Consider the following 24186-nt stretch of genomic DNA (forward strand, 5'->3'; position numbering starts at 1 on the left):
GCCATTTTCTGTCCCCAAATATCCCCGCCGGAGGCTCCCGCACTGTCAATCAGCGCAGCGCCTCGGCAATCCGCGCCGCCAGCTTCCGCGCGACCTCGTCCTTGCCCATCCGCGGCCAGGCCTCCGCCCCCGCGTCGGTGATCAGGACCACCGCATTCTCCGCGCCCCCCATGATCCCGGTCCCCGGCGAGACATCATTCGCCACGATCCAGTCGCAGCCCTTGCGCGCCCGCTTGGCCGTGGCATGGGCCACCACATCCGTCGTCTCGGCCGCGAAACCCACGACCAGCCGGGGCCGCTGAGCGCCCTTGGACACGGCCGCCAGAATGTCCGGGTTCTCGGCAAATTCCAGCGCCGGGGCCTTGCCCGAGCCGTCCTTCTTCAGCTTCTGCCCGGCCGCATTGGCCACCCGCCAATCCGCCACCGCTGCCGCCATCACCGCCGCATCGGCCGGCAGCGCCGCGTGGACCGCCGCCGCCATCTCGCGCGCCGTTTCCACCCGCACAACCTCCACCCCCGCAGGTGGGGGCACCAGCGCCGGCCCGGTCACAAAACTCACCCGCGCGCCAAGGTCTCGCAAAGCCGTTGCCAAAGCGGTCCCCTGCGCGCCGGACGAGCGGTTGGCGATATAGCGCACCGGATCAATCGGCTCATGCGTGGGGCCCGAGGTGACAAGCACATGCTTGCCCGCCAAGGGCCCACCCCCCAGCGCCGCACCAATCGCCTGAACGATCGCCGCAGGCTCCGCCATCCGCCCCGGCCCGTATTCGCCGCAGGCCATCTCGCCCTCATCCGGCCCGACCATCAGCACACCGTCGCCCCGCAAGACGCCAAGGTTCCGCTGCGTCGCCGGATGGGACCACATCCGCACATTCATCGCCGGTGCCACCAGCACCCTCTTGTCCGTCGCCAGTAGCAGGGTCGAGGCCAGATCATCCGCCCGCCCCGTGGCCATCTTGGCCAGCAGATCCGCCGTCGCGGGCGCCACGACCAGAAGATCTGCGGACCGGGACAGCTCGATATGCCCCATCTCGGCTTCCGAGGTCAGGTCGAACAGCGCCTCATGCACCTTCGACTTCGCCAGCGCGCCGACCGACAGCGGCGTCACGAACTCGGACCCCGCGCGGGTCAGCACCGGCGTGACCGCGCCGCCCGCCTTCTGGATCAACCGGATCAACTCCAACGCCTTGTAGGCCGCGATCCCGCCGCCGATGATCAGAAGTATGCGCTTGCCAGCCAACATCGGCAGGTCCCCCTTGCGGCCTGCCTCAAGGTGTAGGGGGGGACCTGGGCAAACTCAAGGTGCAGGCATCCGGTCGATCTCGTCGGCCACCAGCGACTGCAACCGCCACAGACCCGCGTCGCGTATGCCCCGGGCCTCCAGTTGTGTGACGGTGTTCAGAAGATACTCCGCCCCGGTGCCCCAGTGGCCGCAGGCCCGCGCCAGCGTGCGGGCGACATCCTCGGGCGGCAGGCGGCCGGCGTAGTAGGGTGAGGCACGGTTCATGACGAACCCCAACGCCTGAAGCGGGCCGTCCTTCGTCTGCACCTTCAGCCAGCGCGGCATCGAGTTGATCGGCTTGACCGTGAACTCGCGCCGAAAGAGCCGATCCAGCTGAGTGGCCGGGTCTTCGGGGGGCAGTTCGTAGATCACGCCCCGACATTGCCCACCCCGGTCCAACGCCATCATCAGGCCGGGCCGGTCCAAAGTGCCGCGGAAGCGGTGGGTCCTCAGGCAGAAGGCGCGATGCCAGCCTTGCGCCACGGCGGGACGTTCGTCCCGATGCTCGATCTCGGGTTTCCAGATGAGTGAGCCATAGGCAAACAGCTGGATCGGCTGGCCCGGCGCGGGATGGTCCCGCAGAATGTGATCCACCCATTGCGCATAGTCGGAGTTAGTCTGCTGCTGAACACCCGCCGCTGGCCCGCTGTCAGGCACAATGCGATGCACCCGGGCAATGTGCTCGGCGGTCAATATGGCGTTAGACATTTGCCGATCCACGCCCGCCTCATCAGCTGCGTCGCACGAATGATCAGCCCGATGGGGCGTGTCGTCAAGCGGCGACTGCCCTACACAAGGAAGTGCCGCACCTCACGCGACTGGCCTTCGAGGCTTTTGCGCATCTTGGCAAAGGCAGCGGCCTCAAGCTGGCGCACGCGTTCCTTCGAAAGGCCCAGTTCTTCGCCCAGGCTTTCCAGCGTCCGGCTTTCTTCCTTCAGTTTGCGCTCTGCGACGATGTAGCGTTCCCGCGCGTTCAGCCCCTGCATCGCCTTGACCAGCCAGTCGCGCAGGCGCGCGCCGTCATGCGCGCCCTCGACAGCCTCGGCCGCTTGCACGCCGTCATCCTCCAGCGCGTCGATCCACTCCCGCCCCTCCTCGTCCGAGGATTGGGTGGCGTTCAGGGAATAGTCGCTGCCCGACAGACGGCCCTCCATCATTTCGACGTCATGGACGGGAACGCCCACTTCGGCCGCGACCATCTGGCGTAACTGGTGCTGGTCCAGCATCTCGCCCCGTTGGGACGCCTCACGCTCCAGCTTGGCCTGGACGCGGCGCAGGTTGAAGAACAACGCCTTCTGGCTGGAGGTGGACCCGGTGCGCACCATCGACCAGTTGCGCATCACATAATCCTGGATCGAGGCCTTGATCCACCAGACCGCATAGGTCGAAAACCGCACGCCCCGGTCGGGGTCGAACTTGTCGGCGGCCTTCATCAGACCCAGGCTGGCTTCCTGGATCAGGTCGTTCATCGGCGCGCCATAGCGGCGGAACTTGGCCGCCATGCTGATCGCCAGCCGCATATAGGCGGTGATCAGCCGGTGCAGGGCGCGCTCGTCGCGATGATCGCGCCAGGCGCGGGCCAGCCGCAGCTCGGTCTCCGCGTCCAGCAGTTCCGCCTTCATCGCTTGGCGCGACATCGTCAGGTCGCTATATCCGTCAAGTGCCATTGACCACCTCCAGATCAGCCTTCCGCGGCGCTCTCGCCTGTCATTGTTCCTTCTACGAGGCCAACCCGTGACCGGATCACTCCCGCCCCTCACCCTTGTCGTCGGCGGTGCCCGGTCCGGCAAATCCGCCTTCGCCGAGCAGTTGGTGACCGCCACCGGCCGCCCCCGCCGCTACATCGCCACGGCCGAAGCCTGGGACGACGAGATGCGCGATCGCATCGCCCGCCACCTCGCCCAGCGCGGTGCCGCATGGACGACAGTCGAGGCCCCCCTGGACCTGCCCGCCGCCCTCGCCACCACTCGCCCCGACGAGTCGGTGCTTGTCGACTGCGCGACGCTCTGGCTGACGAACCACCTGCTGGCCGACCACGACCTTGCCGCCGAAGCAGCCCGCCTGATCGCCGCCCTTGTCGCCTGCCCGGCCCCTGTCATCGTGGTGTCCAACGAAACCGGTTGGGGCATTGTTCCCGACAACGCGCTCGCTCGCCGCTTCCGCGATGCGCAAGGCCGGCTGAACCAGCGGCTTGCCGCCGAAGCCCAGCTGGTCGTCACCGTGATCGCCGGTCTGCCCCTGGTGCTGAAGGGTTCCCTTCCTGACCCAAAGTAAGGTGGGCGATCTCGCCCACCCTACTCCCGCGCATCCCCACAAACCGAAAGCCCCCCATGACCCGCTTCTGGCTCGTCCGCCACGGCCCCACCCATGCCAAATCGATGATCGGCTGGACCGACCTACCCGCCGACCTGACCGACACCGCCACCCTTGCCCGCCTGTCCGCCCACCTGCCGGCGCAGGCCCCCGTCATCTCCTCCGACCTCTCCCGCGCCATCGCCACCGCCGACGCCCTCGGCCCCAACCGCCCCCGCCTCCCCCACGACCCCGCCCTGCGCGAGATCCACTTCGGCGCCTGGGAACAGCGCAGCTTCACCGAGGTCGAGGCCGAATCCCCCACCCTCATCCGCGCCTTCTGGGACCAGCCCGGCGAGATCCGCCCCCCCGGCGGCGAAAGCTGGACCGACCTGACCACCCGCACCTGGTCCGCCCTCGACCGGCTGCAGGGCCAGGCCCCCGACGTGATCGTCGTCGCCCATTTCGGCCCGATCCTTGCCGCCCTGCAACGCGCCACGGCGGCCACGGCCCTGGAAACCTTCGCCCAGAAGATCGACAACCTCTCGGTCACCTGCCTGACGCTCGCCCCGCCCGGCGTCCTCGGCGTCAATCACAAACCGTGATCCCCGACCCCACAAATCAGCGTTTCCCCTTGCCCCCCGGCCCGGGTCAGATGCCCGCGAAAGGACACCATCCCATGACCTATGACCTCGTGATCGGCGACCGCGCCTATTCCAGCTGGAGCTTGCGCGGCTGGCTGCTCTTCGACGCGTTCGGCCTGCCCGTCCGCACCATTTCCGCCCGGCTTTACACCGACGAACTTGCCACCGTCCTGCAGGACTTCCCCCCTGCCCGCACTGCCCCCACGATGCGCACGCCCGAGGGCACCGTCGTCCCCGAGACCATCGCCATCGCCGAGGAACTGGCCACCCGCCACCCAACCGCCGGGATCTGGCCGCAAGACCCCCACGCCCGCGCCACCGCAAGGGTCCTCGCCGCCGAGATGCACGCCGGCTTCACCGCCCTGCGCAGCCATTGTCCGATGAACCTGCGCGTCAGCTACACCGACTGCCAGCCGCCCGAGGATGTCCTGAAGGACCTCCGCCGCCTTGAAACCCTCTGGTCCTGGGCGCGCCAGACGACCCGGTCCGACACACCATGGCTCTGCGGCGCCTATTCCGCGGCCGATGCCTTCTTCGCCCCGGTCGCCACCCGCATCGCGACCTACAACCTGCCCGTCAACGCCGCCGCGATGGGTTACGTCGCCGCCCATCTCGCCCATCCCAGCTTCCGGCGCTGGCGCGCCATGGGCCTGGTCGATGGCGCGGACCAGGAATTCTACCGCCGCGACTATCCCTGCCGCGACTGGCCCGGCCCGACCCCGCTGCCGGCCCGCGCGGTCGAAGGCACCGATACCGAAAACGCCACCTGCCCCTATTCCGGCAGGCCGGTGACCCATGCGCTCGACCTTCACGGCCGCCGCTTCGGGTTCTGCAACGCCTTCTGCCGCGACAAGACCGTGGCCGATCCCGAAGCCTGGCCGCAGTTCATGGCGCTTTACCAATCGTAAACCATTCCGCCCTACCCGTTAACCAAGGTGAATCGGGTGGGGCGCATGGCAAGGTCCAGAACATCGCGGCAGATTTTCTGTCCGCAAATATCCCCGCCGGAGGCACGCGCCGAGCGTCTGCGCGCCCTTCGCGCGCAGAGGCGAGACAAAAGGCTTGCGCGGAACGCGCTCAATTTCACAACCGTGCGTCCGGGCGATGCCGCATGACCGCCCGGACCTACACCGTCGCCTTCGAAGGGGTCGAGGCCCGCCTGGTCGAGGTGCAATGCGCCATCTCGGCCGGCTCACCCTCCTTCACCCTCGTCGGACTGCCCGACAAGGCGGTATCCGAGGCCCGCGAACGCGTCCGCGCGGCGCTGCAGGCGATGTCCATCGCGCTGCCGTCAAAGCGGATCACCGTCAACCTGTCGCCCGCCGACCTGCCCAAGGAAGGCTCGCATTTCGACCTGCCGATTGCCGTGGCCCTCCTCGCCGCGCTTGAAATCATCCCGGGCGAAGATGTCGAAGGCGTGGTTTCGCTGGGCGAACTCTCGCTCGACGGCCGGCTGATCGCCGTTGCAGGTGCGCTGCCCGCCGCCATGGCCGCCGCGGTCGAGGATCGCGCGCTCCTCTGCCCGAAACCCTGCGGGGCCGAGGCGGCCTGGGTCGGCGCGACCGATGTCCTCGCCGCCGCCTCGCTGGAAGAGGTGCTGCACCACTACACCGGCCGCGCGCCCCTGACCCCGGCCCAGGCGGGCGAGGTGACCGGCGGCGCGACCCCCCGCGACTTCCGCGAGGTGAAGGGCCAGGAACGCGCCAAGCGCGCCCTGGAAATCGCCGCCGCCGGACGGCATCACCTGTTCATGGTCGGCACGCCCGGGTCGGGCAAGTCGATGCTTGCCGCCCGCCTGCCCGGCATCCTGCCACCCCTGTCCGCGCCCGAGGCGCTGGAAACCTCGATGATCCATTCGCTGGCGGGTCTCTTGACCGAGGGCGGCATCTCCCGCGACCGCCCGTTCCGAGAGCCGCACCACACCGCCTCGATGGCCGCCATCGTCGGCGGCGGGCGCGGCGCGAAACCGGGTGAGATTTCGCTGGCCCATAACGGCGTCCTCTTCCTGGACGAATTCCCTGAGTTTCCCCGAACCGTGCTGGACACCCTGCGCCAGCCGATTGAAAGCGGCACGGTCATGGTCGCCCGCGCCAATGCCCATGTCCGCTATCCCTGCCGGTTCCTGCTGATCGCGGCGGCGAACCCGTGCAAATGCGGCTATCTCTCCGACCCTGCGCGCGCCTGCGGCCGCGCGCCCGTCTGCGGCGAGGATTACCTGGGCCGGATCTCCGGTCCGCTGATCGACCGCTTCGACCTGCGGGTCGAGGTGCCGCCCGTGGCCTTCACCGACCTTGACTTGCCTGCCACGGGCGAGACCTCCGCCTCCATCGCGGCCCGCGTGGCCGCCGCTCGTGACCGCCAGACCACCCGCTTTCGCGATGCGCCGGGCCTCCGGGTCAATGCCGACCTGGAAGGCGCCGCGCTGGAGGATTTCGCCACTCCCGATCCCGAGGGCAAGGCCCTGATCTCGCGCGTCGCCGAACGCATGGGCCTCTCGGCGCGCGGCTACCACCGGATCTTGCGCGTGGCCCGGACGATTGCCGATCTGGATTCCAGCCCCACGGTCCGCAAACCGCACATCGCCGAGGCGGTCAGCTTCCGGCTCTCGGCGTCGGTGGGCGGGTTGTAGGGTGGGCAATATTGCCCACCCTACGCCCGGACAATTCCTGACAAACGGTTAACGGCCACAGCCAAGCATCTGATATTACTTGACTATCCAATTCTGTCCACCGTGGACAGTCAGCCCCCGCGCCGCGCCTCGATGGCCTCCCAGATCCGCGCCGCCGCATTGGTCCCGTCGAACCGCTCCAACTCCTGAATACCGGTCGGAGAGGTCACGTTGATCTCGGTCAGCCAGTCCCCGATCACGTCGATCCCGACGAAGATCTGCCCCTTTTCCCGCAGGACCGGCCCGATCGTGCGGCAGATTTCCAGGTCGCGCTCGGTCAGCCCCACCTTCTCCGGCCGCCCGCCCGCATGCATGTTTGACCGCGTCTCGCCCGCCTGCGGCACCCGATTGATCGCCCCCACCGGCTCGCCGTCCACCAGGATCACCCGCTTGTCCCCCTTCTCGACCGCCGGCAGGAACTTCTGCACGATCAAGGGCTCGCGATTGATGCCCATGAACAGCTCATGCAGCGACGACAGGTTCCGATCGTTCGGATCCAGCCGAAACACCCCCGCCCCACCGTTTCCATAGAGGGGCTTCAGAATGATGTCCCCATGCCGCGCCTTGAACGCGCGGATCGTGGCCAGATCCCGGGCAATGGCGGTGGGCGGGGTCAGCGTCGGAAACCGCAGGACCAGAAGCTTCTCGGGGCTGTTCCTCACCCAGAAGGGATCGTTCACCACCAGGGTCTTGGGATGAATCATCTCCAGCAGATGGGTGGTCGTGATGTATCCCATGTCGAATGGCGGGTCCTGGCGCAGCCAGACCACGTCAACCTCGCCCAGATCGACCTCGGTCTCCGCGCCATAGCTGACGTGATTGCCTACCTCACGCCGGACCTCGATCCACCAGCCGCGGGCCATGACCCGGCCTTCCACGAAAGCCAGACGGTCGGGGGTATAGTAGAACAGCCGGTGACCACGCGCCTGCGCCTCCAGCGCGATGCGGAAAGTCGAATCGGCGTTGATGTTGACTGACCCGATCGGGTCCATCTGCAGGGCGACGTTCAGGGGCATCTCACTCTCCGGCTGCTTTCCCGCCAGTGATGGCGGAAGGCCGGGGAAGATGCAATTCAACCTGCGAAGGCGTTTTCCACCACTTCGATCCGCCCCATGCCGTCGACAAGCGCCAGATCGATGCGCACGTCGGTCAAGAGACCCTTGGGTTCGCCCGCCAGGAATTCATCCACCGTCGTGAAGATGCGCGCGATCTGACCCGGCGTGATGTAAGAGGCCGCAAGATCATGCGTGCGACTGTACTTCACTTCCACGAAGATCACCTCGTCGCCCTTGCGGCCGATCAGGTCGATTTCCCCGCCGCTGCCGCGCCAGTTGCGCGCACAGATCGGGATGCCCCGGTCTTCGTAGTGGCGCGCGACTGCAGCTTCGGCGGCGTGACCCGCATGGTAGTTCGCCAGACCCCGCGCTGAGCGGCGGCGGTGGATTTCGGCGGGAACGAAGTCGAAGGGCATGGCTAATCCTGACTGCGCGACAGGGCGATCTTGTAGACGATCTTGCGCGACACGTTCAGAGTTTGCGACACGAAAGTTGCGGCATCCTTAACGGACATGCTGGCGAGCGCGGAATTCAGGGCGGCAGCGATCTGGTCCTCGGTCGCGGCAGTGGCTGCGGCACGGTCGATCAGGACGACAATCTCGCCCTTGAAATCGCGGGTGGCGGCAGTTTCGGCAAGCTCGCCCAAGGTGCCGCGCAGCACCTCTTCGAAGCGCTTTGTCAGTTCGCGGCAGACTGCTGCCCGACGCGTGGAACCAAGGGTTTCGGCGGCTGTGGTGAGCAAAGCTGCAAGACGCTTGGGGCTTTCGTAGAGGATCAGCGTCGCCTGCACATCCGCCAATTCCTCAAGCGCGCTGCGGCGGGCCGAGGCGGCGGCGGGCAGGAAACCGGCAAAAAGGAACCGGTCCGAGGGCAGGCCCGAGAGCGTAAGGGCGCAGATCGCTGCGGTCGGGCCGGGGGCCGCGGTCAGCGGCAGGCCGGCCGCGGCCACGGCCCGGGCGAGTTCAAAGCCGGGGTCCGAGATCAACGGGGTTCCGGCCTCGGACGCATAGGCCACGCTTTTCCCTTCAGCAATCAGACCGGTCAGGCGGCGCAGCTGCCCCTCGCCGGAATGGTCGTGATAGGCGATCACGGGGCGGCCCGCCAACGGGATGCCGTGGATCTCCATCAGGTGACGCAGGGTCCTGGTATCCTCGGCCACCAGGACATCGGCCCCGGCCAGCACGTCCAGGGCGTGCAGCGTGATGTCGCGGGCCGCGCCGATCGGCGTCGATACCAGGTGCAGGCCCGGCGGAATCGTGCGCAGCGTCTGCGGCGCAGGGGGCGCGGTGGGGTCGGGCGGCTGCCTCACAAGTTTACTTCCCTTTCCGAACCCATTACCCTTTCCGCCCGAACGCCGTCGCGTCCAAGAGTGAGGAACCTTCATGTTGTCCGTTATTCGCCGGGCCCGCAAGTCGCTGGGCCAGACCTTCCTTGTGCTTGCCGCCGCGGTGCTTTCGGCCTGTGTCCCTGCGGGAGGTCCGGCCACCGGTCCAGCCCAGGGCAATGGCGGGACGGTGCAGGTTGCCTTGCTGATCCCCTCGGGCTCGGGCCAGTCACAGGATGAGTTGTTCGGCCAGAACCTGGAAAATGCGGCACGGCTGGCGATGGCCGACCTGTCGGGGGTCCAGATCGACCTTCGGGTCTACCGGACCGGCGGCAGCCCGGCGCAGGCAAGTGCGCTGGCCAAGCAGGCCGTCGATGAGGGCGCGCAGGTGATCCTGGGGCCGTTCTATTCGGAGGAGGCGAACGCCGCCGGCGTTGCGGTGGCCAATTCGGGCGTGAACGTCCTGGCCTTCTCGAACAACGCGGCCATCGCCGGGGGCAACGTGTTCGTTCTGGGCCAGACCTTCGATAACACCGCGCGCCGGCTGGCAAGCTATTCCGTGCGCAATGGCAAGTCCAAGATCCTGGTCGTGCATGACCGCAATGTTGCGGGCGAGGTTGGCAAGACCGCGATCGAGCGTGGTGTTTCGGCAGCCGGTGGATCGGTCGTGGGCGTCACCTCGTATGAGTTCTCGCAGAACGGGATCGTCCAGGCAGCGACCGGGATCGTGAACACCGCGAAATCCTCGGGCGCGACGGCGCTGTTCCTGACGGCTGATACCGCGGGTGCGTTGCCGCTTCTCAGCCAGCTTCTGGTGGACAACGGCATCGACCGCAGCACCACCCAGTTCATCGGCCTGACGCGTTGGGACATTCCGCCCGCCACGCTGGCCCTGCCGGGTGTTCAGGGCGGCTGGTTCGCCATGCCGGACCCGGGCCTTTATGCCCAGTTCAAGTCGCGCTACCAGTCGGCCTATGGCAGCCAGCCGGTGCCCGTGGCGGGTCTGGCCTATGACGGAATTGCTGCCATCGGTGCATTGGCCCGCAGCTCGAAAGGGGCGCCGATCACCCGGGACGCGCTGACCCAGTCGGCCGGGTTTGCCGGTGTCTCGGGCATCTTCCGCCTGCTGCCGAACGGCACGAACGAGCGTGGGCTGGCCGTGGCCACCATCCGCGGCGGTCAGGTCGTCGTGATCGACGGCGCGCCGCGCAGCTTTGCCGGGGCCGGGTTCTGACATCGTGAGCCTGGCTGCCGAGACCCCGCACCTGAGTGTGACGGGGTCCGAACCCCTGATCCCCGACCCCGTGGCACTGCTGGCGGCGGTGCGGCAGGACCTGCTCGACGCCGGGGACGGCAAGGCAGGGCGGGCGGCAGTGGTCCGGCATCTGCAGGCGGCCAAGGCTGCGGGCAACGCGGCGCTGGAGGCGCGGTTCCTGGAAACGCCCCGTGCGGCGCGGGCGCTGGTCACGGCGCAGGCGGCGCTGACCGACGTGCTGGTCCGCGTCGCGCTGGAGGCGGCGATGCTGATGCATCCGCTGGCCAACCCGACCGAGGCGGAACGCATCGCGGTGATGGGCGTCGGCGGCTATGGCCGGGCGGAAATGGCGCCGCAGTCGGACGTCGATCTTCTGTTCCTGTCGCCCTGGAAGGTCACCCCCTGGGCCGAGAGCGTGATCGAGACCATGCTCTACATGCTGTGGGACCTGAAGCTGAAGGTCGGCCATTCCAGCCGCACGGTGAAGGATTGCATCCGGCTGGGGCGCGAGGACGTGACGATCCGCACCGCGCTGCTGGAGCATCGGTATATCTGTGGCGACACCGCCCTGGCTGGCGAGTTGGACCAGAAGCTGTGGTCCGACCTCTTCCGCAACTCGGGCCCCGAGTTCATCGAGGCGAAGCTTGCCGAACGGGCGGAACGGCACAAGCGGCAGGGCGGCCAGCGCTATGTGCTGGAGCCGAACGTCAAGGAAGGCAAGGGCGGCCTGCGCGACCTGCAGACGCTGTACTGGATCGGCAAGTACCTGCACCGCGTGCCCAGTGCCGAGGGGCTGGTGGCGGCCGGCCTTCTTAGCCGCGAAGAGTTCGACAGCTTTGCCCAGGCCGAGGATTTTCTTTGGGCCGTGCGCTGCCACCTACACTACATCACCGGGCGGCCCACCGACAGCCTGACCTTCGACCTGCAGGTCGAGGTCGCCGAGCGGATGGGCTATCGCGATGCGGGCGGCCGGCGGGCGGTCGAGCATTTCATGCAGGATTACTTCCGCCTGGCGACCCGGGTGGGCGAGTTGACGCGCATCTTCCTGACCGAGCTGGAAGCACGCCACGCCAAGCGCGAGGCCAGCCTGTTCGGGATCTTCAAACTGACCAAGCGGGTCCGCAAGGGCTATAAGCTAGTGCAGGGCCGGATCGACGTGACCGATCCGCAGGCCTTTCTGGCCGACAAGCTGAATATCCTGCGCGTCTTTGAAGAGGCCTTGCGGACCGGCTACCTTTTGCACCCCAACGTCATGCGCCTGCTGGCCGCGAACCTGCACCTGATCGACGACGACCTGCGTGAGGTCCCCGAGGCGCGCCAGCTGTTCCTGGACCTGCTCTTGAAGCACGGCAACCCCGAACGCAGCCTGCGCCGGATGAACGAGTTGGGGGTGCTGTCGGCCTTCATCCCGGAGTTCGAAGCCATCGTCGCGATGATGCAGTTCAACGTCTACCACCACTACACGGTGGACGAGCACATCATCCAGACGATCAGCTGCCTTGCCCAGATCGAGCGGGGCGAGCTGGTCGAGGAACTTCCCGTCGCCAGCGGCATCCTGAAAGAGGGCGTCAGCCGGCGCGTTCTTTACGTGGCGCTACTTCTGCATGACATCGGCAAGGGCCGGCCCGAGGATCACTCGATCCTTGGCGCGCAGATCGCGCGGCGGGTGGCACCCCGGTTGGGGCTGGACGCGGAAGAATGCGAAACGGTGGAATGGCTGGTGCGCTATCACCTGCTGATGTCCGACACGGCACAAAAGCGCGATATCGGCGACCCGCGCACGGTGCGGGATTTCGCCAAGGCGGTGAAGACCCGCAAGCGGCTGGACCTGCTGACCGTCCTGACGGTCTGCGACATTCGCGGCGTGGGGCCGGGCACCTGGAACAACTGGAAGGCCATGCTGCTGCGCCAGTTGTACAAGCTGACCGCCGAGGCGCTGGAAGGCGGGCTGGAGACGCTGAACCGGGAAAACCGGATGGGCGACGCCACGCGGGCGCTGCGTGCCCGGCTGGCGGACTGGGACCAGGCCGATCTGGACCACGAAACGACGCGGCATTACGCGCCATACTGGCAGGGCTTGTCCACCGACACCCATGCGGTCTTTGCCCAGATGCTGCGCGGCATCGGCGACGACGAGATCCGCATCGACCTGCACCCCGACCACGACCGCGACGCCACCCGCGCCTGCTTTGCGCTGGCCGACCATCCCGGCATCTTCAGCCGCCTTGCCGGCGCGCTGGCCCTGGTCGGCGCGAACGTGGTGGATGCGCGGACCTATACCTCGAAGGACGGCTATGCCACGGCGGTGTTCTGGGTCCAGGACATCGAAGGCAAACCCTATGAGGTCAGCCGCCTCCCCCGCCTGCGGCAGATGATCGACAAGACCCTGAAGGGCGAGGTCGTGGCGCGCGAGGCGCTGAAGGACCGCGACAAGCTGAAGAAGCGCGACCGCGAGTTCCGCTTTCCGACGCATATCACCTTCGACAACGAAGGCTCGGACATCTACACGATCATCGAGGTCGATACCCGCGACCGGCCGGGCCTGCTGTATGATCTGACCCGGACACTGGCGAACAACAACATCTACATCGCCAGCGCCGTGATCGCGACCTATGGCGCGCAGGTGGTGGACACGTTCTATGTCAAGGACATGTTCGGCCTGAAGCTGCACCAGAAGCACCGGCAAGAGGCGCTGGACAAGAAGCTGCGCGCCGCCATTGCCGAGGGCGCGGAGCGGGCGCAGGCATGACCCGGACAGGCTCGTCGAGCACTTCGTGCACTCCTCGCGCAGGGTGCGCCCCGCGAGGAGTGCACGAAGTGCTCGACGAGCCGCACCAACACCGCAGGGAAGAACCCCAAGCCATGAAACCCGTCCGCCTGGTCAAGGGCTTTGTCACCGTCGGGTTCTGGACCCTGGTCAGCCGGGTGGCGGGCCTGGTCCGCGACATCTTCCTGGCGCGCTATCTGGGCGACGGCACGGTCGCGCAGGCCTTTGTCGTGGCGCAGTCGCTGCCCAACATGTTCCGACGCTTCTTTGCCGAAGGGGCGTTCAACTTTGCCTTCGTGCCGATGTTCGCCAAGAAGGTCGAGGCGGGCGAGGATGCGCAGGGCTTTGCCGGGGATGCCTTCTGGGGCATGGCGGCGTTCCTGACGCTGTTTTCGATCCTGGGCATCCTGTTCATGCCGGGACTGGTGTTCCTGATGGCCTCGGGCTTTGTCGGGGACGAACGGTTCGACGTGGCGGTGACGCTGGGGCGGATCGCCTTTGCCTATATCCTGTTCATCTCGCTGACCGCGCTTTTGTCCGGGATGCTGAACGCGGCGGGCAAGTTCGTGGTGACGTCGGTCGTAACGGTGCTTCTGTCGCTCAGCATGATCGGCGGCATGATCCTGGCCGCGCGGATGGGCTGGGACATGGGGCGCACCTTGGCCTGGTCGGTGACCATCTCGGGCGTCTTGCAACTGCTGGCGACCTGGGCGGCGGTGCGGCATCTGGGCTACCGGCTGCCGTTCCGCTGGCCGCATCTGACCCCGGACCTGAGGCGCCTGGCCGTGATCGCCGCACCGGCGGTGCTGGCGGGGGGCGTGGTGCAGATCAACCTGATCGTCGGCCGCCAGGTGGCAAGCATGACGGACGGGGCGGTGGTCTGGCTGTACAACGCCGACCGGATCTATCAGCTGCCCTTGGGCGTCGTCGGCATCGCCATCGGCATCGTCCTGCTACCCGACCTGTCGCGCCGGCTGCGGGCCGCGGATCACGAAGGCTCGCGCGCGTCGTTCAACCGGGGGACGGAGTTCGCGCTTCTCTTGACGCTGCCTGCCGCCGTGGCGCTGGTGGTCATCGCCTGGCCGATCATCAGCGTCCTGTTCCAGCGCGGCGAGTACGGCCCGGAGGCGACGATGAACACCGCTTTGGCGCTTGCCGCCTATGGCGCGGGGCTGCCGGCCTTTGTCCTGCACAAGGTGCTGCAGCCCCTGTTCTACGCGCGGGAAGATACGCGCTCGCCCTTCCGCTATGCTGTCGTTTCGATGGTGGTCAATGCCGCGCTGGCTGTGGGGCTTCTGCCGCTGATCGGCTGGCTGGCGGCCGCCATTGCTACCACGGTCGCGGCCTGGGTCATGGTCTGGCAGCTGTGGCGGGGTAGCCGGGCGATGGGCGACGCCGCGCGGCTGGACGAGCGGTTCCGCTATCGCTTGCCGCGGATCGCCCTTGCCTCGGCCCTGATGGGGGCGGTCCTATGGGGTCTCAGCCTTGCGCTGGCTGAAACGCTGGCCACCCCGGGCCTGCGCACGCCGGCCCTGGGGGCGGTCGTGCTGGCGGGGATGGTGGTCTACTTCGGCACGGTCCTTGCCATCGGCGGCATGAGTTGGGTGGAGTTGAAAGGCGCCTTCCGCCGTCAGCGCTGACGGATCTTGTCCATCACCCTGGCCCAGCCGCCAGGGCTGACGACGAAGGACAGCAGGAACCCGGCCACAAAGCCCGAGACATCGCCGACCCAGTCCCAGGTGCCGCCGAAAAGGACACCGAACACCAGCTGGAAGAACAGCAGGAACCCGATCAGGCTGAAGGCGCGGTATTTGTTCGCCCCGGTCCGCGCCAGGTTCACCCACAGCAGGAAGGTAAAGGCCCCGATCATCCCGTAGACCGGCGGATAGGCCCCGATCAGCGGCGCCCGCAGGTCGGGGACCAGAAAGCCATAGGCCAGCGCCCCAACGATGGACGAGCCCAGGAACACCACCAGCACCGCCCACCACCGGAAGATCTCGCCCACCATCTTGCCCAGGGCAAGCAAGATCACGAAGGCGAAAAGGGCGTGGGTAAAGCTGCCGTGGACGATGGGATAGGTCACCAGCCGGTGCAATTCCTGCAAGGGATAGCCGCCCGTCTCCCATTGGTGGCGAAGGAGTTCGGGGAAGGCGCCGAAGGTTTCCACCGCTTGCAGACGCCAGCCGACACCCTGCGCGCCGCCGACCAGCCCGCGCTCGGCCAGGGTCAGGACCAGTTCCATCGCGACCAGCGGCAGGGCAAGGACCCAGACCACCGTCGGCAAAGGGTTGATCGGCGCTGCGTTATAGTCGCGGTTCATGTCCGGCCTGCCCTGATTGACGCCTGTTGCCCCTTGGATTACGCGGGTTTGACAGCTTTTTCCAGACGGAGCCCGTTCCCATGTCCACCCAGGCCTCGGCGGTCCAAACGCCGACACCCTTCAAGCCCCGCATCTTCTCGGGCATCCAGCCCTCGGGCGGGCTGACTCTTGGCAACTATCTTGGCGCGCTGAAGCGCTTTGTGGAAAAGCAGGACGAGGGGATCGAGACGATCTACTGCCTGGTCGACATGCACGCGATCACCGTCTGGCAGGACCCGGCAAAGCTGCGCCAGCAGACACGCGAAGGGGCGGCGGCCTTCATCGCGGCGGGGATCGATCCCGCCAGGTCGATCCTGTTCAACCAAAGCCAGGTCACCGCGCATGCGGAACTGGGCTGGATCTTCAACTGCGTCGCGCGCATGGGCTGGATGAGCCGCATGACCCAGTTCAAGGACAAGGCCGGCAAGAATTCCGAAAATGTCAGCTTGGGCCTCTTTGCGTATCCGGCGCTGATGGCGGCGGATATCATGGCCTATCATGCCACCATGGTTCCGGTGGGCGAGGATCAGAAGCAGCACCTGGAACTGACCCGCGACATCGCGATCAAGTTCAACAACGATTATGGCGTGAATTTCTTCCCCGTGGTCGAACCGCTGATCGAAGGCGCGGCCACCCGTGTCATGTCCTTGCGCGACGGCACCAAGAAGATGTCGAAGTCCGACCCGTCCGACCAAAGCCGGATCAACCTGACCGACGATGCCGACGCCATTGCCGCCAAGATCCGCAAAGCCAAAACCGACCCCGAACCCCTGCCGGACAGCGTCGAGGGCCTGAAGGACAGGCCCGAGGCGCGGAACCTGGTGAACATCTATGCCGCCCTTGCGGGGCACACCGTCGACCAGGTCATCCGCGACTTTGCGGGCGCGCAGTTCGGCACGTTCAAGCCGGCGCTGGCCGATCTGGCAGTCGCCAAGCTGGCACCGATCACGGCCGAGATGAACCGGTTGATGGCCGATCCCGGCGAGATCGACCGTATCCTTGGCGAAGGTGCCGAGCGCGCTGATGCGCTGGCCCGGCCGATCCTGGAACAGGTCTACGACATCACCGGCATGATCCGCTCGCGCCGGGGCTGACTGTCACGGTTCCGATTCATCCAGGGGCTAACGTCCGGGATGTTCGGAGCTGCGATCTGTCCCCATCGCCCAAGGTCCCGCCCACTGTCCCCTGTCGGGCAGGGCCAAGCCCGATCTGCCCCCGTGCCCCCGCACGGGGGTTTTTTCTAGGGGGTGTCGTGGGGATACTCGGCTGACGGGACGTGAGTCTCTCCGGGCGGGGTGGGAACGCCCTCCGGCCCGTAGAACGCTGCGTGCAGCCCCCAATAAGCCGTGGCAAAGCCAGCCAAGGCCAGCATCAGCCCGGGCGGGATGCCCCACAAAGTCTCACGCAGGGCACGCCAGTGATGCAGCCGGGGGCTTGGGTCCGCGACGATCAGCACCAGGATCGCCATGATCAGAGCATGGCCCACCAGGTCGATCCGACCAAAGGGCCAGACCGCCGCGATGAAGATCAGCAAAAGCGCCAGCGCCGACAGCCGCCGCACCAGGGGCGTGCCGGTGAGGCCGAAGCCCAAGGTGAATTCGGCCACGCCCGCCATCGGGATGAAAACGTCGCGCGGCAGGCCAAAGGTCAGGAAGGGTTTTTCCTCGACCAGGGGATAGAACCAGTCGGGATAGGCGAACTTCTCCAGACTGGACCACATCAGCGCAATGGCGACGCCCCAGCGCAGCACACGAAACCGCAGCTGCCGCGGGTCTCCGCTGGCCGTCAGCACCAGATAACCGGCGGTCGCCAACCCCAGCGCCAAATAGTCCAGCAGGTGGAAGAAGTCATAATCGCGCAGCGCCAGCACCCACAGACCGACGATCCCCAAGGCCGACAGGGGCATCGTCCAGCGCCAGAACACCCCCGCCGCGATGGCGAGTTGGGTCCAACTCACCCACTCGCTGGGCGTGCGCAGGTCAGGCGTCAAGTAGACCCCACCGACCGAGAACACCGCGACGAAGAAGGCCCCGATGACCGCGCGCATGAAATCGTCGGCCCGCGCCCACAGCGGTGCGGTGGCCCGGTCGATACCCTCCTGCAGCGTTTGACCCAGGCCGGTCCGCTCGACGATCCGGGTCGCCAGGAAAAAGACCAGCACCAGGACAAGCGCGCCCCAGAACCACGGGTCGCGCAGCGTCAAGGTCGGCGACGCAGGGGCCGCACCGACAATGAAGGGCGCGAACCATTTGACATGGGCCTGAGCAGGCAGGGCCGTAAGCCCGACGACGGTGGCAAGGGTCCAGCGCTGCATCGGTATCCTCCGCCTGGATAACCCACGGAGCCGCAAACGGTTTCCTTGCGCCGCGCGGTCATCACCCGGCTTTTCCACAGAAGATTTGCCAAGAAAACGCTTTACAGGCTTTCGCTTTGGCCACACCATATTTAGTAAGGGGCACGTCGGGCAAACGCTGACCCTTGCCAGACACCCAGCTTCTAGTGGGTCAGTCCCCGCCTGAAGCTTCATAGTGAGGCCGGGCAATGTCGCTTTCCGAGGATTACGCGTCGATGGAGGATCTTCATCCCATCGACATCGTCGAGACCCTGGCCGAACACCATGCCTGGGAATTCGATCGCGTGACCGACGACCAGATCGCAATGGCGGTCGAAGGTCAATGGCGCACCTATTCGCTGACCCTCGCCTGGAGCCCGCAAGATGAAACGCTGCGATTGATCTGCACCTTCGAGATGGAGCCGCCCGAAGACAAGATCGGCGCGCTTTACGATGTGCTGAACCGCTGCAACGACATGGTCTGGACTGGGGCCTTCACCTGGTGGGCCGAACAGAAGCTGATGGTCTGGCGCTATGGCCTGGTGCTGACGGGTGGGCAGATGGCTGGGCCCGAGCAGATCGACCGGCTGATCGCCAGCGCGGTCATGGCCTCGGAACGGTTCTATCCGGCATTCCAGCTGGCCTCATGGGGCGATCAGACGCCGGCCCAGGCGATGAAAGTCGCCATTGCCGAGGCTTACGGCCGCGCCTAACCTTCCCCCGGTTTGAAGGGGAATTCCATGAGTCTGGATCGCGTGGCCCGGGATGGGCTGGTGCTGCTGGGTTGCGGCAAGATGGGGACGGCCTTGCTGACCGGCTGGCTGGCGGCGGGGGTCCCGCCGGACTCGGTCTGGGTGACCGAGCCGAACCCCTCGGACTGGCTGAAGGCGTCCGGCGTACATCTGAACCGGGGCGTGCCGCGCGCTCCGGCGGTGGCGCTGCTGGCGGTAAAACCGCAGATGATGGGCGCGGCCCTGCCTGCCTTGCAGGCTTTGGGAAACGGGACGACGCTGTTCGTCTCGATCGCCGCCGGAACGAAGATCGCGACCTTCGAGGATGTGCTGGGCACGCGGACGCCGATTGTGCGCACGATGCCGAACACTCCGGCCATGGTCGGTCGGGGGATCACGGCGCTGTGTCGCAATGCCCATGTCTCGGACACCGATTTCGCCCTGGCACGCGCGCTGATGGCGGCGGTGGGTCAGGTGGTGGACCTGTCGTCCGAGGACCAGATCGACGCGGTGACGGCCGTTTCCGGCTCGGGCCCCGCCTATGTGTTTCACCTGATCGAGACGCTTGCTGCCGCAGGCGAGGCCGAGGGCCTGCCACCCGAGGTGGCGATGCAACTGGCCCGCGCGACCGTCTGCGGCGCCGGGGAACTGGCGTTCCAAAGCCTCGATACGGCGGCGCAGTTGCGGATCAACGTGACTTCGCCTGGTGGCACGACGGCAGCGGCGCTGGGGGTGCTGATGGATGCCGAGACTGGCTTCCCGGCCTTGCTGCGCCGCGCGGTAAAGGCGGCAGCGGATCGCGGGCGGGAGTTGGGCAAATGACCATCACGTATGCCGATTTCGACAAGGTCGACATCCGCGTCGGCCGCATCACCCGCGCCGAGCCTTTCCCCGAGGCCCGAAAACCCGCCATCAAGCTTTGGGTCGATTTCGGCCCGGGGATTGGCGAGAAACGCTCGTCCGCGCAGCTGACCCGCCACTACACTCCCGAGGGGCTCATAGGCCGGCAGGTGCTGGCCGTGGTCAACTTTCCGCCCCGCCAGATCGGTCCGGTCATGTCCGAAGTTCTGGTGCTGGGCGTACCGGATGAAGAGGGCCAGGTCGTGTTGATCGGGCCGGAGCACGAGGTCCCGTTGGGAGGGAAACTGTTCTGATGCAGAAACTGCTGATCACCCGCCGCCTGCCCGACCGCGTGCTGGACGCCGCCCGCGCCCGGTTCGACGTCACGCTGCGCGACCGGACCGACGTGCTGTCGCCTGACGAATTGCGCGCGGCGCTGCGCGATTTTGACGCCGTACTGCCGACGCTTGGCGACCGCTTTCAGGCGGATGTCTTTGCGGATGTCCCGAACCCCAGGGCCAGAATCCTGGCCAACTTCGGCGTCGGCTACAACCACATCGACGCCGAGGCCGCAAAGGCCGCCGGCCTCCCGGTTACCAACACCCCCGGCGCGGTGACCGATGCCACGGCCGATATCGCGCTGTCGCTGATCCTGATGACCGCCCGCCGCCTGGGCGAAGGCGAGCGGATCCTGCGCGCCGGCAAATGGGAGGGCTGGGGGCCGGTGCAGATGCTGGGCACCCATGTCAGCGGCAAGAAGCTGGGCGTGGTCGGCATGGGCCGGATCGGCAAGGCCATCGCCAAGCGCAGCCACTACGGCTTTGACATGGAGGTGGTGTTCTACAACCGCTCTCGGGTCGAGGATGCAGGCCTGCCCGCGCGCCAGGTCGACATGGCCGAGGCAATGGCGGCGGACTTCGTCATCGTGGCCGTTCCTGGCGGCAAGGCGACCTATCACCTGATCGACGCGACCGCACTGGGACATATGAAGCCTGGCGGATATTTCATCAACATCTCGCGTGGGGATGTGGTGGACGAGGCTGCCCTGGTGGCGGCGCTGCAGCGCGGCCAGATCGCCGGCGCGGGCCTCGACGTCTATGAGTTCGAGCCGCAGGTCCCGCCCGAACTGATCGCGATGGAGAACGTAACCCTTCTGCCGCACCTTGGAACCGCCTGCCTGGAAGTGCGCGAAAACATGGGGATGCTGGCCGTGACCAACCTGATCGCGCATCTTGAGGGGCGGCCGCTGCCGAACCTCGTCAACCCATGATCATCTCGCGGGCCCGCCGGTTTGTCTTCGTGCATGTGCCGAAGACCGGCGGGACCGCCTTTACCCTGACTTATGAGGCGCGGGCGGCGAAGGATGATATCCTGATCGGCGACACGCCCAAGGCGCGCAAGCGGGCCGCGCGCTGGAAGGGGGTCCGAACGGCAGGGCGGGTGTGGAAACATTCGACCCTGGCGGACGTGGTGGGCCTGGTCACCCCCGAGGAAATCGGGGCCTGCCTTGTGGCAACGCTGGTGCGCAATCCATGGGACCGGGCGGTCAGCTACTATCACTGGCTGCGGGCGCAAGGCTTCGCTCACCCTGCGGTGGGGCTGGCAAAGGCGCACGACTTTTCGGGCTTCCTCAACCACTCGCAGACAAGGGCGGGCTTGCGGATGTGGCCCTATGGCGCCTATCTGCGGCGGGCGGACGGCGCAGAATACCCGGCGCATTTCATCCGGCTGGAGCATTATGTGGCAGACGTCGCCCCGGTCGAAGCGCATCTGGGGTTTCGCCTGCCCCTGCCCCGTACCAACGCAAGCACGCGGGACCGGGATTGGCGCGGCTACTACAGCGACGCGGATGCAGACCTGATCGCCGAGCTTTGCGCCGAGGATATCGCCCGCTTCGGCTATCGTTTCGCGGGGGCGTAAGGTGGGCGATATCGCCCACCCTACGCCGGCCCCTCAGGCCGCCGCCTGTTCACCGGCGAACCGGCCGTAGAAAGTCTGGCCCTTCTCCGCCATCTCGCGCAAAAGCGCCGGGGCGTGGAAGCGTGGGCCGAACTGCGCGGTCAGGCCCCGGCAGATCTCGACCGCCCGTGCCGCGCCGATCATGTCCAGCCACGAGAACGGTCCGCCCGACCAGGGCGCAAAGCCCCAGCCCAGGATCGCCCCCACGTCGCCTTCGCGGATATCGGTCAGAACACCTTCCTCCAGCGCCCGCACCGCCTCCAGTACCTGCGCGAAAAGCAGTCGGTGCTGCACGTCGGCAAGGCTGGGCTGCGCCTTGTCCAGCGGATACTTCGCCTCCAGCCCGTCCCAGAGGCCCAGACGCTCGCCCTTGTCGGAATAGGCGTAGAAACCCGCGTTGGTTTTCTTGCCCAGCCGCCCCTGGTCGGCCATCCAGAAGATCACATGATCCACAGCTTCGTCCGGGTAGTCCTTGCCCATCGCGGCCTTGGTCGCCTTGGCGATCTTCACCCCAAGGTCGATGGAGGTCTCGTCTACCAGTTGCAGCGGGCCAAGCGGCATCCCGACCAGCTTGGCGGCATTTTCCACCAGCGCCGGTTCCACCCCTTCGGCCACCATGCGGATACCTTCGTTGATGTAAGGAATGATGCAGCGGTTGGCGTAGAAGAAGCGGGCGTCGTTGACAACGATGGGGGTCTTGCGGATCTGGCGGACGAAATCCAGCGCCTTGGCCACCGCGCGGTCGCCGGTCGCCTTGCCGCGGATGATCTCGACCAGCATCATCTTGTCCACCGGGCTGAAGAAGTGGATTCCGATGAACTGCTCGGGCCGCTTCGATGCTGCAGCAAGCCCGGTGATCGGCAGGGTGGAGGTGTTGGTGGCGTAGATGCAGTCCGGGCCCACGGCAGCCTCGACCTTGGCCGTCACCTCTGCCTTGATTTTCGGGTCCTCGAATACCGCTTCCACGATCAGGTCCGCCCCGGCCAGCGCCGCGTAATCGGTCGTTGCGGTGATCCGACCCAGCACCTCGGCCTTCTTCTCGGCGGTGACCTTGCCGCGCTTCATCCCCTTGTCGAGGATGCCCTCGGAATGGGCCTTGCCCCGGTCGGCGGCGTCCTGCGCCGCGTCGATCAGGACGACCTCGATCCCGGCATTGGCGGCGACATAGGCGATGCCTGCACCCATCATCCCGGCACCGATGACGCCCAGTTTCTTCACCGCCATATCGGCGACCTTGGGCCGGTTCGCCCCTTTCTCCAGCGCTTCCTTGTTGATGAAAAGGCTGCGGATCATCGCGGTGGACGAGGGGTTCATCAGGACAGACGTAAAGTGCCGCGCCTCGATCTTCAGCGCCGTGTCGAAGGGAACCAACGCGCCCTCATAGACGGCAGCAAGCAGGGCCTTCGCGGCCGGATAGACGCCCATCGTCTTGCTGTGAACCATGGCCGAGGCCCCGACAAAGGTCATGAAGCCCGCCGGATGGTAGGGCGCGCCGCCCGGCATCTTGTAACCCTTGGCGTCCCAGGGTTTCACCAGGTCGGCGTCCGTGGCCGACAGCACCCATTCCTTTGCCCGCGCCAAAAGCGCCTCGGGTGCCACGACCTCGTCGATGAGTCCGGCGGCCTTCGCTTCCTTGGGCGAGGAAAGCTTGCCCTCCAGCAGGAAGGGTGCCGCCATCATGGCACCCAGCTTGCGGGCCAGTCGCGTCGTGCCGCCCGCGCCGGGGAAGATTCCGACCATGATCTCGGGCAGGCCGATCTTGGCCTTGGGGTTGTCCGCCGCGATGATGCGGTGGCACGACAGCGGCAGTTCCAGCCCGATCCCCAGCGCGGTCCCCGGCAAGGCCGCGACGATGGGCTTGCCGCCCTTCAGCGTCTTGGGGTCCATCCCGGCGCGTTCGATCTTGCGCAGGACGTGGTGCATCTGCATCACGCCGTCGAAGATCGCCTCGGCCCCACCGGCCCGCATCTTCGCGATCACGTTCAGGTCCATGCCCCCGGCAAAGTCCTTCTTGCCCGAAGTGATGATCACGCCCTTCACCGCCCCATCCGCCAGGGCCTGGTCGATCAGCCCGTTCAAGGCCATGAACGCCTCGGTCGACATGACGTTCATCGACTTTGATGCGACGTCCCAGGTGATGGTGGCGACGCCGTCGGCATCGGTGGTCATGGTGAAGTCGGTCATCTCAGCTCTCCTCGGTAGGCCAGGGTTCGGACGCAAGCCGGGTCAACAGGATCGGCCAGCGCGCGGCTTTGGTGGTGTTGTGGATCTTGATGGCTTTCCAGACGCCGCCGTAGCAGCCGATCCACATCTTGGAATGGAAGGTCGGCAGAACCTGGTGGTTTTCATTCATAAGCCGCGTGTCGTAGACGCCGACGATATGGTCCGTGCCTTGAAAGACCGCCGCCCGCACGGTGCGGATCATGCTGGTCACGCCATAGCCTTGCAGCATCGCGACAAAGTCGTCGAACCCGTCTTCCAGATCCTCAAGCGTGGCAATGCTCAGATTGGCGGACGAGGTCAGGATCCGCAGCGGCATCTGGATACGGGCGGCATAGGCCTCGAACTGCTCGGACATGACGGCATGGCCGACATCGTCAAGATAGGTCTGTAGAATGGCGGTCGGCTGCACGGCGGTGTCCTTGCCTGTCGTCGGGAGATGGCGACCACCCCTGACA

At 66.6% G+C, this 24186-nt stretch carries 23 protein-coding genes; 13 read left to right on the plus strand and 10 right to left on the minus strand.

Annotated elements, in window-relative coordinates; all coding sequences use genetic code 11:
- Positions 1–49: 49 nt before the first annotated feature.
- From coaBC to CXR42_RS14705, 3 genes are all read right to left on the minus strand, one after another.
- Complete coding sequence (coaBC, locus tag CXR42_RS14695; protein WP_103258340.1) at positions 50–1243, minus strand: bifunctional phosphopantothenoylcysteine decarboxylase/phosphopantothenate--cysteine ligase CoaBC; 1194 nt, start codon at positions 1241–1243, stop codon at positions 50–52.
- Positions 1244–1297: 54 nt separating this feature from the next.
- A complete protein-coding gene (locus CXR42_RS14700) occupies positions 1298–1876 on the minus strand; it encodes a gamma-glutamylcyclotransferase (protein ID WP_219727957.1) in 579 nt (192 codons plus the stop codon).
- Positions 1877–2070: 194 nt separating this feature from the next.
- Entirely contained in the window at positions 2071–2949 is an 879-nt protein-coding gene (locus CXR42_RS14705; protein ID WP_103258342.1) for an RNA polymerase factor sigma-32, read from the minus strand.
- 67 nt (positions 2950–3016) lie between these two features.
- Between CXR42_RS14705 and cobU the strand changes: the two genes are divergently transcribed.
- From cobU to CXR42_RS14725, 4 genes are all read left to right on the plus strand, one after another.
- On the plus strand, positions 3017–3556 hold the full coding sequence (gene cobU / locus CXR42_RS14710) for a bifunctional adenosylcobinamide kinase/adenosylcobinamide-phosphate guanylyltransferase (RefSeq protein ID WP_103258343.1): 540 nt from the start codon (positions 3017–3019) through the stop codon (positions 3554–3556).
- A 56-nt stretch (positions 3557–3612) separates the two neighbouring features.
- Entirely contained in the window at positions 3613–4179 is a 567-nt protein-coding gene (locus tag CXR42_RS14715; protein WP_103258344.1) for a histidine phosphatase family protein, read from the plus strand.
- Positions 4180–4253: 74 nt separating this feature from the next.
- A complete protein-coding gene (locus CXR42_RS14720; RefSeq protein ID WP_103258626.1) occupies positions 4254–5126 on the plus strand; it encodes a glutathione S-transferase in 873 nt (290 codons plus the stop codon).
- 203 nt (positions 5127–5329) lie between these two features.
- A complete protein-coding gene (locus CXR42_RS14725; protein ID WP_103258345.1) occupies positions 5330–6847 on the plus strand; it encodes a YifB family Mg chelatase-like AAA ATPase in 1518 nt (505 codons plus the stop codon).
- Positions 6848–6957: 110 nt separating this feature from the next.
- Here the strand turns inward: CXR42_RS14725 and gshB are convergent, their stop codons facing one another.
- The 3 genes from gshB to rsmI are packed head-to-tail and all read right to left on the minus strand — an operon-like array spanning position 6958 to position 9250.
- Positions 6958–7902, minus strand: coding sequence for a glutathione synthase (gshB, locus tag CXR42_RS14730; RefSeq protein ID WP_103258346.1), 945 nt, complete (start codon positions 7900–7902; stop codon positions 6958–6960).
- A 56-nt stretch (positions 7903–7958) separates the two neighbouring features.
- A complete protein-coding gene (locus CXR42_RS14735; protein ID WP_103258347.1) occupies positions 7959–8357 on the minus strand; it encodes a YraN family protein in 399 nt (132 codons plus the stop codon).
- Between the two features lie 2 nt (positions 8358–8359).
- Entirely contained in the window at positions 8360–9250 is an 891-nt protein-coding gene (gene rsmI / locus CXR42_RS14740) for a 16S rRNA (cytidine(1402)-2'-O)-methyltransferase (RefSeq protein WP_245875459.1), read from the minus strand.
- A 73-nt stretch (positions 9251–9323) separates the two neighbouring features.
- Between rsmI and CXR42_RS14745 the strand changes: the two genes are divergently transcribed.
- The 3 genes from CXR42_RS14745 to murJ all read left to right on the plus strand — a co-directional run bounded on the left by CXR42_RS14745 (position 9324) and on the right by murJ (position 14927).
- Positions 9324–10499, plus strand: coding sequence for a penicillin-binding protein activator (locus CXR42_RS14745; RefSeq protein ID WP_103258349.1), 1176 nt, complete (start codon positions 9324–9326; stop codon positions 10497–10499).
- Between the two features lie 10 nt (positions 10500–10509).
- A complete protein-coding gene (locus CXR42_RS14750) occupies positions 10510–13269 on the plus strand; it encodes a [protein-PII] uridylyltransferase (protein ID WP_425444868.1) in 2760 nt (919 codons plus the stop codon).
- Between the two features lie 113 nt (positions 13270–13382).
- The gene (gene murJ / locus CXR42_RS14755) at positions 13383–14927 is read left to right on the plus strand and encodes a murein biosynthesis integral membrane protein MurJ (RefSeq protein WP_103258351.1); all 1545 of its coding nucleotides are present in this window, start codon (positions 13383–13385) and stop codon (positions 14925–14927) included.
- On the opposite strand, the gene CXR42_RS14760 is transcribed toward murJ, so the two are convergent.
- Positions 14918–15607: a rhomboid family intramembrane serine protease gene (locus tag CXR42_RS14760; RefSeq protein WP_103258352.1), complete on the minus strand. Its 690-nt coding sequence runs from the start codon at positions 15605–15607 to the stop codon at positions 14918–14920. The genes murJ and CXR42_RS14760 overlap by 10 nt on opposite strands.
- 80 nt (positions 15608–15687) lie before the next feature.
- Between CXR42_RS14760 and trpS the strand changes: the two genes are divergently transcribed.
- Positions 15688–16740 (plus strand): tryptophan--tRNA ligase, encoded by a 1053-nt coding sequence (gene trpS, locus CXR42_RS14765; RefSeq protein ID WP_103258353.1) that lies wholly within the window; start codon positions 15688–15690, stop codon positions 16738–16740.
- A gap of 146 nt (positions 16741–16886) precedes the next feature.
- Here the strand turns inward: trpS and CXR42_RS14770 are convergent, their stop codons facing one another.
- Positions 16887–17960 carry a DUF305 domain-containing protein gene (locus tag CXR42_RS14770; RefSeq protein WP_245875460.1) on the minus strand — a complete coding sequence of 358 codons (1074 nt, stop codon included), beginning with the start codon at positions 17958–17960 and terminating at the stop codon, positions 16887–16889.
- Positions 17961–18187: 227 nt separating this feature from the next.
- Between CXR42_RS14770 and CXR42_RS14775 the strand changes: the two genes are divergently transcribed.
- Genes CXR42_RS14775 through CXR42_RS14795 form a run of 5 tightly spaced genes read left to right on the plus strand, consistent with a single transcriptional unit; the run spans position 18188 to position 21469 of the window.
- The gene (locus CXR42_RS14775; protein WP_103258354.1) at positions 18188–18691 is read left to right on the plus strand and encodes a type III secretion system chaperone family protein; all 504 of its coding nucleotides are present in this window, start codon (positions 18188–18190) and stop codon (positions 18689–18691) included.
- A 27-nt stretch (positions 18692–18718) separates the two neighbouring features.
- A complete protein-coding gene (proC, locus tag CXR42_RS14780; protein ID WP_103258355.1) occupies positions 18719–19531 on the plus strand; it encodes a pyrroline-5-carboxylate reductase in 813 nt (270 codons plus the stop codon).
- Positions 19528–19863: a tRNA-binding protein gene (locus CXR42_RS14785; RefSeq protein ID WP_103258356.1), complete on the plus strand. Its 336-nt coding sequence runs from the start codon at positions 19528–19530 to the stop codon at positions 19861–19863. Before proC ends, CXR42_RS14785 begins: the two co-directional genes overlap by 4 nt.
- Positions 19863–20819: a 2-hydroxyacid dehydrogenase gene (locus tag CXR42_RS14790; protein ID WP_103258357.1), complete on the plus strand. Its 957-nt coding sequence runs from the start codon at positions 19863–19865 to the stop codon at positions 20817–20819. The genes CXR42_RS14785 and CXR42_RS14790 overlap by 1 nt, the downstream gene beginning before the upstream one ends.
- Positions 20816–21469, plus strand: a complete 654-nt coding sequence (locus CXR42_RS14795) for a sulfotransferase family 2 domain-containing protein (protein WP_103258358.1) — start codon at positions 20816–20818, stop codon at positions 21467–21469. Before CXR42_RS14790 ends, CXR42_RS14795 begins: the two co-directional genes overlap by 4 nt.
- Positions 21470–21502: 33 nt before the next feature.
- Here the strand turns inward: CXR42_RS14795 and CXR42_RS14800 are convergent, their stop codons facing one another.
- Both CXR42_RS14800 and CXR42_RS14805 read right to left on the minus strand, forming a co-directional pair.
- Entirely contained in the window at positions 21503–23692 is a 2190-nt protein-coding gene (locus CXR42_RS14800) for an FAD-dependent oxidoreductase (RefSeq protein WP_103258359.1), read from the minus strand.
- A gap of 1 nt (position 23693) precedes the next feature.
- Positions 23694–24140, minus strand: a complete 447-nt coding sequence (locus CXR42_RS14805; RefSeq protein WP_146038084.1) for a hypothetical protein — start codon at positions 24138–24140, stop codon at positions 23694–23696.
- Positions 24141–24186: the final 46 nt, after the last annotated feature.

The sequence above is a fragment of the Tabrizicola aquatica genome (genome assembly GCF_002900975.1).
Classification (GTDB): Bacteria; Pseudomonadota; Alphaproteobacteria; order Rhodobacterales; family Rhodobacteraceae; genus Tabrizicola; species Tabrizicola aquatica.